Here is a 14,065-nt window from a genome sequence, read left to right as displayed (position 1 = left end):
CCCGACCGAAGCCGCCGACTGCCGCAACTCCCGTTCCCAGGGCGGGTTCGGGCCGCTGACCGAGCAGGTCAGAGCCGCGACCCTGGCCGCGTACACACATGCCTGCGTGACGTCTTCGAGGCGCAGGCCCGTCAGCCGGCCGCCGAGCAGTCCCTTGGCCCCGAGATGGTGGAGAAGCCCTGCCGTGAAGGAGTCGCCGGCCCCGACGGTGTCGACGACGGCGGTCGGCGGCGCCGGGACCGTGACCCGCTCGCCGTCCAGCGAGGCGATCGCGCCGCGTCCCCCGAGGGTGACGACCACGAGCCGGGCGCCCGCCGCGTGCCAGATGTCGCATGCCCGGTCGATCGGGTGACCGGGCAGCAGCAGCTCCAGGTCGTCCTCGCTCACGCGCAGGACGTCGGCGAGCGCGCACCAGCGCGGCAGGCGTTCCTGGTAGACGTCGGGCGCCACGAGCAGCGGTCGGACGTTGGGGTCGAGGGAGATCGTGGCGGTGGCCGAGGCGCGGGCCAGGAACTCCTCGACGGCCGGGCCGCCGGGTTCGCGGACGAGGGCCAGCGATCCGGAGTGCACGCAGGCGGTGGACGCCAGGTCCGTCGCGGCCAGTTCGTCCGCCGTCCACTGCCAGTCCGCAGTGCCCTGCGCGTGGAAGGAGTACGCCGCCCGGCCCGCGGCGTCGAGCTCGGCGACGGCCAGGGTGCTCGGCTGCCCGGCGCGTACGGCCTGGGACAGATCGACGCCCGACGACTCCAGGCGGGCACGGAAAAGCCGGCCGAACACGTCGTCCGACAGCCGGGCCAGCAAGCGGGCGGGCGTGCCCAGCCGGGCGAGGGCGACGGCCGTGTTCGCCGGGCCGCCGCCCGGCAGAACCCGCAGGCCGAGCTCGTCCGGTGCGGGTGCGGGGACGGTGAAGGCGTCGGCGACGCATTCACCGAGGACGGTGATCTGAGGCAGGCGCATGACTGCTTCTCTCCGGGTAGGGCGGCGCGGGGGCGGCGTGCCGCGGAGGGGGAGCCCGAGGGCCGGTGCCGCCGAAGTGCGGTGGCCGGCTCTGCGTTGCGGATTTGTGACGTCGTCAAGGCATTGACGTTGCCGGGAGCCGGAGTCCATCATCCTCCGCATGCGGTGTCAACGATGACATAGGTCAACGATGACACCGCCGAAGCAGCAATCTCCTCGCGCCGCGGAGCCTTTGGGCAGCGCGGCCGCTCCGCCCGAAACCAGCAGGAGTTCAGTCATGCCCAGAAACAACCGTGCCGTTACCACCCTGATCAGAGCCGCAGCCGGCACCACTGCCGCGACCCTCGCACTGACGGCCTGCGGCTCCGGAGCACAGGGCGGCTCCGGCGGCGGCGGGGTGAAGGTCGGCCTGATCACCAAGACGGACACCAATCCCTTCTTCGTGAAGATGAAGGAGGGCGCTGAGCAGGCCGCGAAGGAGAGCGGCGTCGAACTGGTCAGCGCCGCGGGCAAGTTCGACGGCGACAACGCGGGCCAGGTCACCGCGGTCGAGAACATGGTCAACTCCGGCGTGAAGGGCATCCTCATCACGCCCAACGACTCGAAGGCGATCGTGCCGGCGCTCGAGAAGGCCCGCGCCAAGGGCGTACTGGTCATCGCACTGGACAGCCCGACCGAGCCCCAGGACGCCACCGACGCGCTGTTCGCGACCGACAACGTCAAGGCCGGCGAACTCATCGGCCGGTACGCGAAGGCAGCCATGGCCGGCAAGGATGCGAAGATCGCCACACTCGACCTGGCCCCGGGAGTCGCGGTGGGCGTGCAGCGGCACGAGGGCTTCCTCAAGGGCTTCGGCGTCCCCGAGGGAGACCCGTCGATCGTGTGCAGCCAGGACACCGGGGGCGACCAGGCCAAGGGCCAGACCGCCATGGAGAACTGCCTTCAGAAGGCACCCGGAATCAACGTCGTCTACACGATCAACGAACCGGCCGCGCTCGGCGCCTACACGGCGCTGAAGGCCAAGGGCCTGGAGAAGAAGGTGCTCGTCGTCTCCGTCGACGGGGGCTGCACCGGCACCGAAGCCGTCAAGGCAGGCAAGATCGCCGCCACTTCGCAGCAGTACCCGCTCAAGATGGCGTCCCTCGGCGTCAAGGCCGTCGCGGACTTCGCCGCGGACGGCAAGAAGACCTCCGGCTACACCGACACCGGCGTCACCCTGATCACCGACCAGGAGCAGACCGGGATCGACGCCAAGGACACCGCGTACGGCCTGGAGAACTGCTGGGGCTGAGCCCCGCAGCGGCACCACGCACCGGCGACGACTTCCAGCACCCGCCTCGCGTACCGGCTTTCGGCACGCACCTCCGGCACCCATCACCGGCAAGGACCACCATGACTGCCACGACCACGCCCTACGGCCAGCTGAAAGGACCGACCGCGGTCCGCCGGCTGATCGCCACACCTACCGCGGGCCCTCTGGCCGCACTCCTGCTCGCCTGTGTCTTCTTCTCACTGACGACCGAGCAGTTCCTGTCCGGCGGCAACTTCTCCCTGATCGTCCAGCAGGTCATGGTCGTGGGCACCCTCGCCATCGGCCAGACCCTCATCATCCTGACCGCCGGCATCGACCTCTCCTGCGGCGCCGTCATGGCGTTCGGCAGCATCGTCATCGCCAAGACGGCAGCTCAGGGAACGCTTCCCCCGCTCGCCGCGATCGCCCTCGGACTGGTGGTCTGCGGCGGCTTCGGGCTCCTCAACGGCCTGCTCGTGCAGCTGATCCCGCTGCCGCCCTTCATCGTGACGCTGGGCATGCTCAACGTGGCGTTCGCGCTGACGCACATCTACTCCGCCGAGCAGACGGTGACCGATCTGCCCGCCCCGCTCACCGCCCTCGGCGAGACCTTCCCCCTGGGCGGGACCGACATCACCTACGGCTCCCTCGTCACCATCGCCCTGTTCCTGGCCTTCGCCTACGCACTGAGCAGCACCTCATGGGGCCGCCACGTCTACGCCCTCGGCAACAGCCCGGAAAGCGCGCGGCTGAACGGCATCCGCACCTCCCGGCTGACCATCGGCGTCTACACGCTCGCAGGGCTCGTGTACGGGGTCGCGGCCCTCCTGCTCGTCTCCCGTACCGGCGTGGGCGATCCCCAGGCCGGACAGACCGACAACCTCGACAGCATCACCGCTGTCGTCCTCGGCGGGACCAGCCTCTTCGGCGGCAGGGGCGCCGTCCTCGGCACCTTCATCGGCGTTCTGATCGTCGGCGTCTTCCGCAACGGGCTCCAGCTGATGGGCGTCGCGTCGATCTACCAGACGCTGATCACCGGCATCCTCGTCATCCTCGCCGTGACCGTCGACCAGATCTCCCGGAAGAAGGCGCGATGAGCACCGACACGTCCGCGACGCCCGTCCTCCAGGCCCGCGGCCTGGTCAAGAAGTACGGCCATGTGACCGCCATCGACGGCGCCGACTTCGACCTCATGCCCGGCGAGGTCCTCGCCGTCATCGGTGACAACGGAGCCGGCAAGACGAGCCTGATCAAGGCGCTGACCGGCGCGATCGTCCCCGACGAGGGCGAGATCAGACTGGACGGGAAGCCCATCCGGTTCAGCGGCCCGCAGAGCGCACGCGAACACGGCATCGAAACCGTCTACCAGGACCTCGCCGTCGCGGCCTCCATGGACATCGCCTCCAACATGTTCCTCGGGCGCGAACTGCGCCGCCCCGGCGTCCTCGGCAGCGCGTTCCGCCTGCTCGACAAGAAGCGGATGCGGGAGGAGGCCGCCGCACACATGGCCGATCTGAAGATCGGCCTGCGATCGCTCACCCAGGCGGTGGAGACCCTCTCCGGCGGTCAGCGCCAGGCCGTCGCCGTCGCCCGCGCGGTGGCCTGGGCCAGGAGCGTCGTCGTGATGGACGAGCCCACAGCGGCGCTCGGCGTCAGGGAGTCGGGGCAGGTGCTCGACCTCATCCGCCGGGTCCGCGACAAGGGCATGCCCGTCGTCCTGATCAGTCACAACATGCCGCACGTGTTCGAGATCGCCGACCGGATCCATGTCCACCGGCTCGGGCGGCGCGAGGCACTGATCAAGCCCTCCGACCACTCCATGGCCGAGGTGGTCGCCATCATGACCGGGGCGCTCACGGTGAAGAGCGACGGAGGTACCGTCGTCACCGACGCCGACGCCGCCAAGGCGGCAGGCGTGTCGGCCCACTGAGCCGGCAGACAGAGAAGACAGCGGGCCCGGCCCGGACGGGCCGGGCCCGGCGAACGCACAGGAACGGTGGTACATGGCCGCGACCCGCCGCCCCACACTGGCCGACGTCGCCCGAGAAGTGGGCGTCAGCGCCAAGACGGTCTCACGGGTGCTCAACGAGGACGGTCCGAGTTCCCCGCAGACACGGGAGCGCGTCCTCGCGGCGGTGGCGAAACTCGGGTTCCAGCCCAACCTGATGGCCCGGAACATCCGCGTCGGAGGCCCCGACACCACCGTGGGCCTGGTCGTTCCCGACCTGGGCAACCCGTTCTTCGGAACGGTCGCCGGCGGCATCGAGGAGGCGGTCCGCACCCGCGGACTGACGCTGCTCATGGGCTCGTCCGCCGAAGATCCCGAACGGGAACGAATGCTGACCGAGACCTTCCTGGCCCGCCGTGTCAGCATCCTGATGGTGGTCCCGGCGTTCGGAGCCGACCACCGCCACCTCAAGGTGCCACGCGCGGCCGGCCTGCCGGTGGTGTTCATCGACCGCCCCGGGGTCGGCCTGTCCACCGACTGCGTCGTCAGCTCCAACCGGACCGGTGTCCACGAGGGCGTCTCGCACCTCATCGCGCAAGGCCACCGGCGCATCGGGTTCATCGGAGACCTGCCCGCGAAGCTCTACACCCGGCGTGAGCGGCTCGCCGGCTACACGTCGGCGCTCGAGGAGGCGGACCTGCCCTACGACCGCGCTCTGGTGACCGGCGCCCACGGCCAGGAGTCGGCCGCTGCCGCGACCACCGCACTGCTGGGCCATCCCGATCCGCCCACCGCCCTGTTCGCGGGCAACAACATCGTGGCCATGGGTGTGGTCGCCCAACTGACCCGCGCCGGCCGGAAGGACGTCGCCCTGGTCGGCTTCGACGACCTCCCGCTGGCGGAGGTGCTCGAACCGGCTCCGACCGTCGTGGCGCAGGATCCGGCAGCCATCGGCGAAGCGGCGGCCAGGACCGCGCTCGCCCGCCTGGACGGCGACCGCTCCCGGGCCCGTACCGTCACCGTCCCCACGCGCCTGGTCGTCCGCGGCTCCAGCAGGCCGCCACGGCGGGCCCGTACCTCTTGATCCGCTTGTCACCTGTGCGGGCGTGCGTCGGTGGCCATGGGCCCGCAGCGGCGGCGATTGCCCGGCCGGTCCAGGCGCCGCCTACGCCCGAGGCGACGCGGTGAAGCGGTCGAAGCCCGCGATACGGGGAGAGAACCTGAGCGCTCCGTGCTCGCCGAGCGCTGAGCGCAGTCCGGCCGCCACATCGGCGTCCGGCTCACCGAACACCTCGAAGTGCTCCACCCGGCAGTGCTCCATGACCTCCTGGATGTACGGGTCCGCGAGCTTCCAGTGCAGGCGGACCGCGTCGGAGTCCCGATAGAGCTGGAAGCTGTGCGCGAGCATCCGCTCCTCGTCGACGAACGTCTGGACCGTCAGCTGCGGGCCATGCCGCTCTGCGAAGTCCACGGCTCTGGCGATGGCGCCGCGGAAGCTCTCCAGGTGGCCGTCGGTGATACGCATGGTGTTGCGGAAGAGAAGGATTCCGTCGTCGTGTCGGCTCATGGGTCGATCCTGAAACCTCAACCGCGCTCGAGGTCAAGTGGTCCGGCTCGCCTCTGGTCGTCGGCCCGCCGCTGCTCGTCGAGCGGGCGCATCCGCGGTCGCGCAGCGGGCGCGATGCGGACGGGTCTTCGCGCGTGCGTGTTCGGCCCGGTTCACATGTCCCCGATGAAGTGCGCCATGAGACGCGCGGCAGTGACCGTGCCCAGCAGGCGCACGCCGTCGGCGTCGCGCTCGATGACCGCGACCAGAGGGCTTCGCGTGCGGGCCATCAGCGCGGCGACCTCCATCGGATGGGCGTCAGGTCCTACGACCGGCGGCGGGAAAGCACTCCGGGGTGCCCATTCCGCGGCGGTGAGCCCTGCCAGCCGCTCGGCCACGTCGACGTCGGACCGCTCGTCGACGACGGCCGCGAGCCGTGGATCATCGAGGATGTAGTGGGGCACGAGCTGCCGCACGAGCTGAGAGCCGGGCACGATGGCGTAGGGATGCCCGTCGGCATCGAGGACGAGCAGGGCCGGCAGTACCCGCTCGGCCAGCATCCTGGCCGCGTCCATCGCGCCGTCGTCGGTGGTCACGAACGGATACGCCTCCGCAAGATCCCGCGCACGCACGGCCGTCCTCCTTCGCCCTTGCCTGCGAGCCGAGGGCGTGTCCGAATCTCTCGGAGCCGCGTCCGCCTCGCAGTTCCAGGTCAGCGGGCTGTGGGTCAGGCGGCGGTCCACTCGTGGGCCCGGCCGCCGCGCCACTCCACCATGCCCGGGTCGTCGATCACCGTGTCCGGGTCGTCGATCCCGGCGGCCTCGAGGAAGACCACCAGGTCGTGATCGGAGTAGGCGGTACCCAGGATCTCGTCCCTGCCGGAGAGGTGCACCGTCACCCGCCGGCCGCCCGACGGCGACGGCCGGTGCACAACGATCGGCGCTCTACCCACACCTCAAGACTGCCGTCTCGTGGGCACGGCAGCCACTCACACCGGGCTTTTTTCTGCTCGCCGCCGCTGAGCGTCGCTGTCGGTCGTCGCGCGACCGGGAAGGAGCCGGTCCGCTCACCCCGAGGGCGGCGTGGAGCGGCAGGGGGAGCGGCCCGAGGCTCCCGGCGACGATGGCGCTCGTCGCACAGCACGGGCTGATCTTCTGACGAAGCGCCGCGGGTCCTGACGACGCCGGGAGAACGGTGGCCGGCGCGGGCTCAGGCACCCACGGTCCCGTCGACACCCTCACGCAGAAAGTCCGCGTGCCCGTTGTGACGCCCGTACTCCAGAAGCACATGCACCATCACCATCCGCAGCGAGACCTCCTTGTCCCATCTGGGCTGATATCCGGCCTGGTCCAGGGAGTTCGCCTCCCGCTCGATACGGCGCGAGTTCTCCACCTCGGCCTCCCAGGCCGCGAACGCCTCTTCCCTGGTCGACGCGCTCGCGTCGTACGCCGCCTGGAAGTCGATCTTGTCGGACCAGACCATGGGCGCGTCGTTGTCCTCGAACACCCGACGGAACCACGCACGCTCCACCTCCGCCATGTGCCGCACCAGGCCGAGCAGCGACAGCGTGGACGGGGGCATCGACTGCCGCCGCAACTCCTCGTCGGTGAGCCCTTCGCACTTCATGGCGAGGGTGGTCCGGTGGTAGTCGAGGAAAGCGCGCAGCATGTCCCGTTCGCTGCCGAAACCGGGCGGGCCCGTGCGGTGGTCGCTGGTCACTCGTCTGCTCCTCGTCCGTGCCTGCATGGAGGGCCAGTATCTGCTTCCGCCGGCCGGCCCCGTGCGGAGAATGTCGCTCACGTCCGACAGCCACTGGAGCCGCGGCGCCGTCGGTCATGCGGGGCGCCGCGTCAGGGTGCCGAGGACGCGTATGTGCGGGCGGCCGTCCGGCTCGGGGGCGGTGACCGCGACGCGTACGCCGTAGACGTCGGCGATCAGCCTCTCGGTCAGCACCTCCTGCGGGGTGCCCGCGGCGACGACACTTCCTTGCCGCAGGACCACGACGTGGTCGCAGTACATCGCGGCGAGGTTGAGGTCGTGCAGGGCGACCACGCTGGTCACGCCGAGTCCGCTGACGAGGCGGAGCAGGTCGTGCTGGTGCTGGATGTCGAGGTGATTCGTCGGTTCGTCCAGGAGCAGTTCGCGTGGCTCCTGGGCGAGGGCCCGGGCGATCTGCACGCGCTGGCGTTCACCTCCGGAGAGCGTGTGCCAGGCGCGGTCGGCCCGGTCGGTGAGCCCCGTGCGGTCGAGGGCGTCGCGGACGGCCCGTTCGTCGGCCGGCGACGGGTGGGCCCAGGCACGCCGGTGGGGAATGCGACCGAGCCGTACGACGTCGACGGCGGTCAGCTCGACCACGGTGTCCGCCTGCTGCTCGACGACGGCCACCCGACGGGCGACGTCCCGGCGGGGTATGCGCTCCAGGGGCCGGCCGTCCAGCGTGACCACCCCGGAGGCAGGGGCGAGCACGCCGCAGAGGATGCGCAGCAGTGTGGACTTTCCCGAGCCGTTGGGACCGAGCAGGGCGGTCGTCGCACCGGGTCCCGGTGCGACACTGACGCCGTCGAGGATCAACTGTCCACCGGCCGTGCGGGAGACGCGATCGGCGATGAGGGTCATCGGGCCACTCTCCGGGTGCGGTACAGAACGAGCACGAACGCGGGCACGCCGATCAGGGAGGTCATGACACCGACCGGCACTTCCTGGGGTTCGATGACGGTCCGGGCGACGGTGTCGACCCAGATCAGGAAGACGGCTCCGCCCAACGCCGTGGTGGGAAGCAACCTGCCGTGTCCGGGCCCGACGAGGGCGCGGGCGGCGTGGGGGAGTACCAGGCCGACGAAGCCGATGGCGCCCGCCGAGCTGACCAGGGCGGCCGTGAGCAGGGCGGTGACGCACAGCAGCAGGAGTCGGGCGCGGCCGACGTTCACGCCCAGGGTGGCCGCCGCGTCCTGCCCGAAGGCGAACGCATCCAGGGTCCTCGCGTGACCCAGGCAGACGGCCAGAGCGGCCCCCAGGGCGGCGAGGCACAGCCACACGTCGGTCCAGCCCGCCCCGCTCAGCGAGCCGAGCAGCCAGAACAGCACGCCGCGGGTGGTCTCCGCGTCGGCGGACGTGACGACGACGAACGAGGTGAGCGCGGAGAACAACTGCATCGCCGCGACGCCGGACAGCACGACCCGGTCGGTGGTGCCGCCAAGGGTGTGGCTCAACAGAAGCATCGCGGCGAACGAGCACAGAGCACCGGTGAAGGCCCCTGCGGAGACGGACAGCACCCCGCCGCCGACACCCAGGACGACCACGGCGACGGCACCGGTGGAGGCTCCGGAAGAGACGCCCAGGACGAAGGGATCGGCGAGCGGGTTGCGCAGCAACGACTGCATCACCGCCCCGCACAGCGCGAGTCCCGCGCCGCACACGGCCGCCAGAAGCGTGCGCGGGAGGCGGAGGTTCCACACGATGCCGTCACGGATCGGGGTGAGACCCGAGACGTCGCCCCTCAGGTGCGAGGCGACGACGGACCAGACGTCACGGACGCCGATGTCCGCCGGCCCGATGGTGATGGCGAGGGCGACGGACATCGCCAGCGCGGTGAACCCGGCCGCTCCGCGCAGCAGCGCGGAGGTCACTTCGCGAGGCCGAACCGGCGCAGCGCGTCGGCCACTTGCTCGACGCCCTCCACCGTGCGGATCGTCGGGTTCATGGCCTGTCCGCTGAGCAGGACGTACCGCTTGTGGCGTACGGCGTCCATGTTCCGTGTGACCGGATCGGTCTCAAGGAACCGGATCTTGTTCGCGGCGCTCTCCGCGGTCTGCGACTTGCGGGTCAGGTCGCCGATCACCAGGACGTCCGGGTCGCGGTCCGCGACCGTCTCCCAGTTGATCTGCGGCCATTCCTCCGTGGTGTCGTCGAAGACGTTCTTCGCACCGGTCTCACGGGTGATGACGCCGGGAGCGCCGCAGCATCCCGCCATGTACGGGGACTCGGCGTTGGCGAACCAGTACATCAACGTGACGTCGGAGGCGTCGAGTCCCGCGGTGGCCTTGCGCACGCGGGCCTCGAGTTCCGCGACCAGCTCGTCGCCGCGTTCCTCGACGCCGAACACGCGGGCGAGGTCACGTACTTCACCGTGGACGGTGTCCATCGTCAGCGCGCTGGTGCGAACGCCGTCCCCGTCACCACTGTTGTCCTTGCCCACGCAGTCCGACGGCGAGAGGTATGTCGGCACGCCGAGCTCCTCGAACTGCTCGCGCGTGGCCACACCGCCCTTGCCGAGGGTGGAGGCGAACGAGGCGGTGACGAAGTCGGGTTCGGCGGCGAGGACCTTCTCGAAGGACGGGTTGTTCTCCGCGAGACGCTCCACGCCGGCGGCGGGCTTCTCCAGGCCCTTCATGACGGGGTCGGTTCAGGTGGCCGTCCCGGCCATCCGGTCGGCGAGGCCCAGAGCGAGCAGGATCTCGGTGGTGCCCTGGTTCAGGGAGACGGCGCGCTGTGGACCGTCTCCCTGGATCTCCACCTTCTTCCCGCAGTTCTCGATGACCCGCGCACCGGCCTGCGGAGCGGAAGAAGGACGGGGCGAGGTACCGCACCCGGTCAGCAGCAGCATTCCACTGAGGAGCACGGCGGACGAAGCGGTCGGGCGGTTGAAGGGCACAGCGTCGTTCCTAGCGTCGAGGGCCCATGCGCGGGGCCCGTCCCTACGGTGTGCCAGCAGGTCTTCGGACTCGGGGTCAACCGGACGAGGCGCCTTCCCGGGCCGGTGTCCCGGCCCAGTGGCTGTGTGCCACGCCCGTCGCCCTCACCGCTGCGCGTCAGCTCCGGATTCGCACCGGATTCCCTGACTCACGTACACGCACGTACGGAGTTCGACTGGCTCGCGGAAGCTACCACAGGGGTCGAAGTCCGGGCCGTCCACGGGGGTGTGGGGCGCCGGTCGCCCGGAGCGTGTGAACTCGGCCGGTTTCGGCCTTGTGTCCAAGGACCGAGACCCTCGTACTGGCGGCCCTGCTCGTCGGCGCGGCGCTCGCCCTGGCCGGGACACTCGTCCAGTCGGTGACCCGCAACCCCCTTGCGGAGCCCGGTGTCCTGGGCGTCTCCGGTGGTGCCGCCCTTGGCGCCGTGCTCCTCGTGACGACGGTGCCCCTGGCCGGATCATGGAGCGTCGCCGGGGCGGCGTTCGCCGGCGCCGCGGTCAGCTCCCTCGTCGTCTTCGGACTCGCGGCGCGAGGCGGATTCCAGCAGAACCGGCTCGTTCTCGTCGGTTTCGGAGTCGCCACGGGGACAGCGGCGCTGATCAGTCTCCTCATCGTCCTCACCGACCCGTTCAACGCCACCAAGGCGCTCACCTGGCTGTCCGGATCGACCTTTGGGCGCACGCTGCCCGATGTCGCGCCGCTCGCCGTCGTGCTCGCCGTGGGTGCGGCCTTCGCGGTGACGCGCCGCACGGAAATCGACCCATGTCGCTCGACGAGGACACGCCGAGACTCCTCGGCATCGGCCTGTCACGGGGGCGGCTCGGCTTCCTCGTCCTCAGCGTCCTGCTCAGCGCCACCGCAGTGGCCGCCGCCGGCACGATCGGCTTCGTGGGGCTCGTGGCACCGCACGCGGCCCGTGCCCTCGTCGGCCGGCAGCACGTACGGGTGGTGCCGGTCGCGGTGCTCCTCGGCGCCGTGCTCGTCTGCACCGCCGACCTGGTGGGCCGCACGGTGATCGCACCGGCCCAGCTCGGCGCCGGCCTGATGACCGCCGCGATCGGGACTCCGTACTTCCTCCATCTGCTCGTACGCAGCCGCTAGCGCGAGCGCCGCCGTTCGACGGACCGCGGGTCCGGTCAGCAGAGCCGGCACCCCATGGTGCAACCCCTGGGTTGCACGTCAAAGTCTGATGTGCAACTCTGGGGTTGCACTGATGATGGAAGCGAACAAGGAGTCCCCTCATGAGCGAGGACCGGATCGAAAGCGAAACCCTCATCGCAGCGCCGCTGGAGCGGGTCTGGTCGCTGGTCGCGCAGCCCGGGTTCTGGGTAGCCGACAAGGCGAGCCTGCCCGGCACCGTGGCCAGGGAAGGCGAGTCGATGGTGGCCAAGAACTCCGAGCACGGCGACTTCCCCGTGCGGGTGGAGAAGGTCGAGCCGCCCACGTACCTGGCGTACCGCTGGACCAGCGCGTTCCCCGGAGAGGAACTGCGTGAGGACAACAGCACCCTCGTGGAGTTCACGTTGACCCAGGAAGGCGAGCAGACGCGGCTCCACGTCGTCGAGAGCGGGTTCGCGGCACTGGCCGGGTCCCAGGAGCTGCGCAGCCAGAACAGGAAGGACCACAGCGAGGGCTGGCCCCTGGAGCTCGACGCACTCAAGACGCGCGCCGAGCAGTCGTCCGCGTGACCGACGGTGCTCACGGCGCCGGCGATGCCGTCGACAGCGTGCTCGTCGCGCTGGCCGACCCGACGCGGCGTCAACTGCTGGAACTGCTTGCCGCGAAGGGCGAGGCCACCGCGACGACGCTCGCCGAGCCGCTTCCCGTCTCCCGGCAGGCGGTGGTCAAACACCTCGCCGTCCTGGACGCGGCCGGGTTGGTCTCCGGGACCCGGGTGGGTCGCGAGGTGCGATACGCGGTGCGGCCCACGGCGCTGGACGCGACGGCCCGCTGGATGGCCGCGCTCGCGGCCGACTGGGACCGGCGCCTGGCGAACATCAAGCGCGTCGCCGAGGCGGCGGAGGAAGCGGAGCGGGGTCCGCGTTAGCGCTCCGATTGCCGTTGCTCCGGCGTGAGGCTGTTCGAGCACACGTGGGCCGACGACGGTCGGCTCACGGAGGCGCCGCCACGGGACCGGCGCTGCCGCCGTCGCGGCGCGAGTGAGCGACTCACTCGCACCGGGCCGCGGCGGCGCCTGCCCCGACGACGTGCGCCGCCGCTTTTGCCGGACGGCGTCCAGCGGACCGCGGACGACAGCGGTCCGCCACACCCCTTCGGCGCAGAACGACTGCCGATGGTGAGGTGCCCGACCGTGCTGTGCCTGACAGCGGCGTGCCCGACTGCATGCTCGGCGGTGCGGTGCTCACCGTGTGGTGCCCGAGGGCCCGATGACGTGCCCGACGCTGCGACACCTCGGCGGTGCGGTGCTCGGCGGGGACGGCGCACGGCTGCTGGTTAGGATGCGGGCATGAGCCAGCACACCCGCCGCGAGGACCGCCCCTTCAGGGCGCGCGCCTACGTGATGCTGGTGCTGGCCCTCCTTCTGGGCGTCGTGGCCATGCACGGACTGGCGCCCGGTACCGCCTTCGCCGACACCGGCACGGTGTCGACCGCCGCCGCTCCGGCGGCCCCCGCCGAGGCGCACGACGACTCGGCCCCTTGTGACTGCGTACACGGGGACCCCCACGACGGTGGGGGCGGACATGTCTCGCACGCCGACCAGACGTGCGCCGCGAGCGGTACGAGCGCGGCCCCCGCGCTTCCCGCCCCTGTCCCCTCCGCGGTCTGCACGCCGCCCGCCGCGGATCCTCCGGCATCCGCCTTCGAGGCGGCCCCGGGCGTGCGCGCCCCGCCGTCACTGAGTCAACTGCAACTCCTGCGCATATAGGGCAACCCTCGGCGCGCCCGGCCTTACCGGCCGGCGTCGCCGTGCGAGCCATGCCCGATCGAACGCACATCACAGGAGTAGCACCACCATGACCGCACACCGTTCCACGCTCCGCCGTGCCGCCGCTGTCGCTGCCTCGGCAGCCGCCGCCGTCCTGCTCGCCGCTTGCGGTGGGGGAGACGACAGCTCCTCCGGCCACGGCGGCCACGCGCCCTCGGCGCCCAGCGCCTCGGCGTCGGCCTCCGCCCGGGAGGGTGAGCACAACGCCGCCGACGTGGCCTTCGCGCAGGGGATGATCCCGCACCACCGGCAGGCGGTGGAGATGGCCGACCTGGCGGCGACCCGCGCGGGTTCCGCGGACGTCGAGGCGCTGGCCGCCGAGATCAAGAAGGCACAGGACCCGGAGATCAAGACGCTCTCCGGGTGGCTCACCTCGTGGGGCGAGGACGTCCCCGCGAAGGACGAGGGCGGCGAGCACGCCGGTCACTCCATGTCCGGGATGATGACGCCCGAGGAGATGGCGGAGCTGGAGAAGGCGTCCGGGGAGGCCTTCGACACCGCCTTCCTCGAGATGATGATCAAGCACCACGAAGGTGCCGTCGACATGGCGAAGACCGAACAGGCCGACGGCTCCTACCAGCCGGCCAAGGACATGGCCGGTGACATCGTCACCTCCCAGAGCGCCGAGATCACGCGCATGAACGAGCTGCTCGGCAAGAACTGACGGCGCGAGTCCCCGGAGCGG

At 71.0% G+C, this 14,065-nt stretch carries 15 protein-coding genes, 2 pseudogenes and 1 riboswitch; of the genes and pseudogenes, 9 read left to right on the top strand and 8 right to left on the bottom strand.

What is annotated here, in order from left to right:
• Window positions 1–957, bottom strand: a 957-nt coding sequence (locus ACWGH4_RS18250; RefSeq protein ID WP_453461744.1) for a carbohydrate kinase family protein, incomplete at its 3' end; no start/stop codon positions are given.
• A gap of 277 nt (window positions 958–1,234) precedes the next feature.
• Between ACWGH4_RS18250 and ACWGH4_RS18245 the strand changes: the two genes are divergently transcribed.
• The 4 genes from ACWGH4_RS18245 (at window position 1,235) to ACWGH4_RS18230 (ending at window position 5,280) form a co-directional block, all read left to right on the top strand.
• Window positions 1,235–2,248 carry a substrate-binding domain-containing protein gene (locus ACWGH4_RS18245; protein WP_453461742.1) on the top strand — a complete coding sequence of 338 codons (1,014 nt, stop codon included), beginning with the start codon at window positions 1,235–1,237 and terminating at the stop codon, window positions 2,246–2,248.
• 101 nt (window positions 2,249–2,349) lie between these two features.
• Window positions 2,350–3,345: an ABC transporter permease gene (locus ACWGH4_RS18240; protein ID WP_453461739.1), complete on the top strand. Its 996-nt coding sequence runs from the start codon at window positions 2,350–2,352 to the stop codon at window positions 3,343–3,345.
• Complete coding sequence (locus ACWGH4_RS18235; protein WP_453461736.1) at window positions 3,342–4,178, top strand: ATP-binding cassette domain-containing protein; 837 nt, start codon at window positions 3,342–3,344, stop codon at window positions 4,176–4,178. The genes ACWGH4_RS18240 and ACWGH4_RS18235 overlap by 4 nt, the downstream gene beginning before the upstream one ends.
• A gap of 73 nt (window positions 4,179–4,251) precedes the next feature.
• Window positions 4,252–5,280 (top strand): LacI family DNA-binding transcriptional regulator, encoded by a 1,029-nt coding sequence (locus ACWGH4_RS18230; protein ID WP_453461733.1) that lies wholly within the window; start codon window positions 4,252–4,254, stop codon window positions 5,278–5,280.
• Between the two features lie 81 nt (window positions 5,281–5,361).
• Here ACWGH4_RS18230 and ACWGH4_RS18225 read toward each other — a convergent pair whose 3' ends face one another.
• The 7 genes and pseudogenes from ACWGH4_RS18225 to ACWGH4_RS18195 all read right to left on the bottom strand — a co-directional run bounded on the left by ACWGH4_RS18225 (window position 5,362) and on the right by ACWGH4_RS18195 (window position 10,345).
• Window positions 5,362–5,763, bottom strand: coding sequence for a hypothetical protein (locus ACWGH4_RS18225; RefSeq protein ID WP_441266927.1), 402 nt, complete (start codon window positions 5,761–5,763; stop codon window positions 5,362–5,364).
• A gap of 152 nt (window positions 5,764–5,915) precedes the next feature.
• The gene (locus ACWGH4_RS18220) at window positions 5,916–6,374 is read right to left on the bottom strand and encodes a CBS domain-containing protein (RefSeq protein WP_453461730.1); all 459 of its coding nucleotides are present in this window, start codon (window positions 6,372–6,374) and stop codon (window positions 5,916–5,918) included.
• Between the two features lie 95 nt (window positions 6,375–6,469).
• Window positions 6,470–6,694: a hypothetical protein gene (locus ACWGH4_RS18215; RefSeq protein ID WP_364589450.1), complete on the bottom strand. Its 225-nt coding sequence runs from the start codon at window positions 6,692–6,694 to the stop codon at window positions 6,470–6,472.
• A gap of 257 nt (window positions 6,695–6,951) precedes the next feature.
• A complete protein-coding gene (locus ACWGH4_RS18210; RefSeq protein ID WP_453461726.1) occupies window positions 6,952–7,461 on the bottom strand; it encodes a DinB family protein in 510 nt (169 codons plus the stop codon).
• 114 nt (window positions 7,462–7,575) lie between these two features.
• Window positions 7,576–8,358 carry an ABC transporter ATP-binding protein gene (locus ACWGH4_RS18205; RefSeq protein WP_453461723.1) on the bottom strand — a complete coding sequence of 261 codons (783 nt, stop codon included), beginning with the start codon at window positions 8,356–8,358 and terminating at the stop codon, window positions 7,576–7,578.
• Window positions 8,355–9,320 (bottom strand): iron chelate uptake ABC transporter family permease subunit, encoded by a 966-nt coding sequence (locus ACWGH4_RS18200; RefSeq protein WP_441266973.1) that lies wholly within the window; start codon window positions 9,318–9,320, stop codon window positions 8,355–8,357. Before ACWGH4_RS18200 ends, ACWGH4_RS18205 begins: the two co-directional genes overlap by 4 nt.
• A 44-nt stretch (window positions 9,321–9,364) precedes the next feature.
• Window positions 9,365–10,345: pseudogene (locus ACWGH4_RS18195) on the bottom strand (ABC transporter substrate-binding protein).
• An 86-nt stretch (window positions 10,346–10,431) separates the two neighbouring features.
• A riboswitch (cobalamin riboswitch) is annotated at window positions 10,432–10,628 on the bottom strand.
• A 103-nt stretch (window positions 10,629–10,731) separates the two neighbouring features.
• Here ACWGH4_RS18195 and ACWGH4_RS18190 point away from each other — a divergent pair.
• From ACWGH4_RS18190 to ACWGH4_RS18170, 5 genes and pseudogenes are all read left to right on the top strand, one after another.
• Window positions 10,732–11,534: pseudogene (locus ACWGH4_RS18190) on the top strand (iron chelate uptake ABC transporter family permease subunit); the annotation flags it as partial.
• Between the two features lie 140 nt (window positions 11,535–11,674).
• Entirely contained in the window at window positions 11,675–12,121 is a 447-nt protein-coding gene (locus ACWGH4_RS18185; RefSeq protein ID WP_453461721.1) for an SRPBCC domain-containing protein, read from the top strand.
• A complete protein-coding gene (locus tag ACWGH4_RS18180; RefSeq protein WP_453461718.1) occupies window positions 12,118–12,480 on the top strand; it encodes an ArsR/SmtB family transcription factor in 363 nt (120 codons plus the stop codon). The genes ACWGH4_RS18185 and ACWGH4_RS18180 overlap by 4 nt, the downstream gene beginning before the upstream one ends.
• Before the next feature lie 420 nt (window positions 12,481–12,900).
• Entirely contained in the window at window positions 12,901–13,320 is a 420-nt protein-coding gene (locus ACWGH4_RS18175; RefSeq protein ID WP_453461716.1) for a DUF6153 family protein, read from the top strand.
• A gap of 88 nt (window positions 13,321–13,408) precedes the next feature.
• Complete coding sequence (locus tag ACWGH4_RS18170) at window positions 13,409–14,044, top strand: DUF305 domain-containing protein (RefSeq protein WP_453461714.1); 636 nt, start codon at window positions 13,409–13,411, stop codon at window positions 14,042–14,044.
• Window positions 14,045–14,065 lie beyond the last annotated feature (21 nt).

The organism is Streptomyces sp. NPDC054847, assembly GCF_053610925.1.
Note: the sequence above shows the minus strand (reverse complement) of the source record. Positions and strands in the feature narration are given on the sequence as shown.

Excerpts from the sequence above, each read along its gene's own strand:
- ACWGH4_RS18230 (WP_453461733.1), top strand. The coding sequence starts at position 4,252 with ATGGCCGCGACCCGCCGCCCCACACTGGCCGACGTCGCCCGAGAAGTG.
- ACWGH4_RS18170 (WP_453461714.1), top strand. The coding sequence starts at position 13,409 with ATGACCGCACACCGTTCCACGCTCCGCCGTGCCGCCGCTGTCGCTGCC.
- ACWGH4_RS18185 (WP_453461721.1), top strand. The coding sequence starts at position 11,675 with ATGAGCGAGGACCGGATCGAAAGCGAAACCCTCATCGCAGCGCCGCTG.
- ACWGH4_RS18235 (WP_453461736.1), top strand. The coding sequence starts at position 3,342 with ATGAGCACCGACACGTCCGCGACGCCCGTCCTCCAGGCCCGCGGCCTG.
- ACWGH4_RS18205 (WP_453461723.1), bottom strand. The coding sequence starts at position 8,358 with ATGACCCTCATCGCCGATCGCGTCTCCCGCACGGCCGGTGGACAGTTG.
- ACWGH4_RS18240 (WP_453461739.1), top strand. The coding sequence starts at position 2,350 with ATGACTGCCACGACCACGCCCTACGGCCAGCTGAAAGGACCGACCGCG.
- ACWGH4_RS18175 (WP_453461716.1), top strand. The coding sequence starts at position 12,901 with ATGAGCCAGCACACCCGCCGCGAGGACCGCCCCTTCAGGGCGCGCGCC.
- ACWGH4_RS18200 (WP_441266973.1), bottom strand. The coding sequence starts at position 9,320 with ATGTCCGTCGCCCTCGCCATCACCATCGGGCCGGCGGACATCGGCGTC.
- ACWGH4_RS18225 (WP_441266927.1), bottom strand. The coding sequence starts at position 5,763 with ATGAGCCGACACGACGACGGAATCCTTCTCTTCCGCAACACCATGCGT.
- ACWGH4_RS18245 (WP_453461742.1), top strand. The coding sequence starts at position 1,235 with ATGCCCAGAAACAACCGTGCCGTTACCACCCTGATCAGAGCCGCAGCC.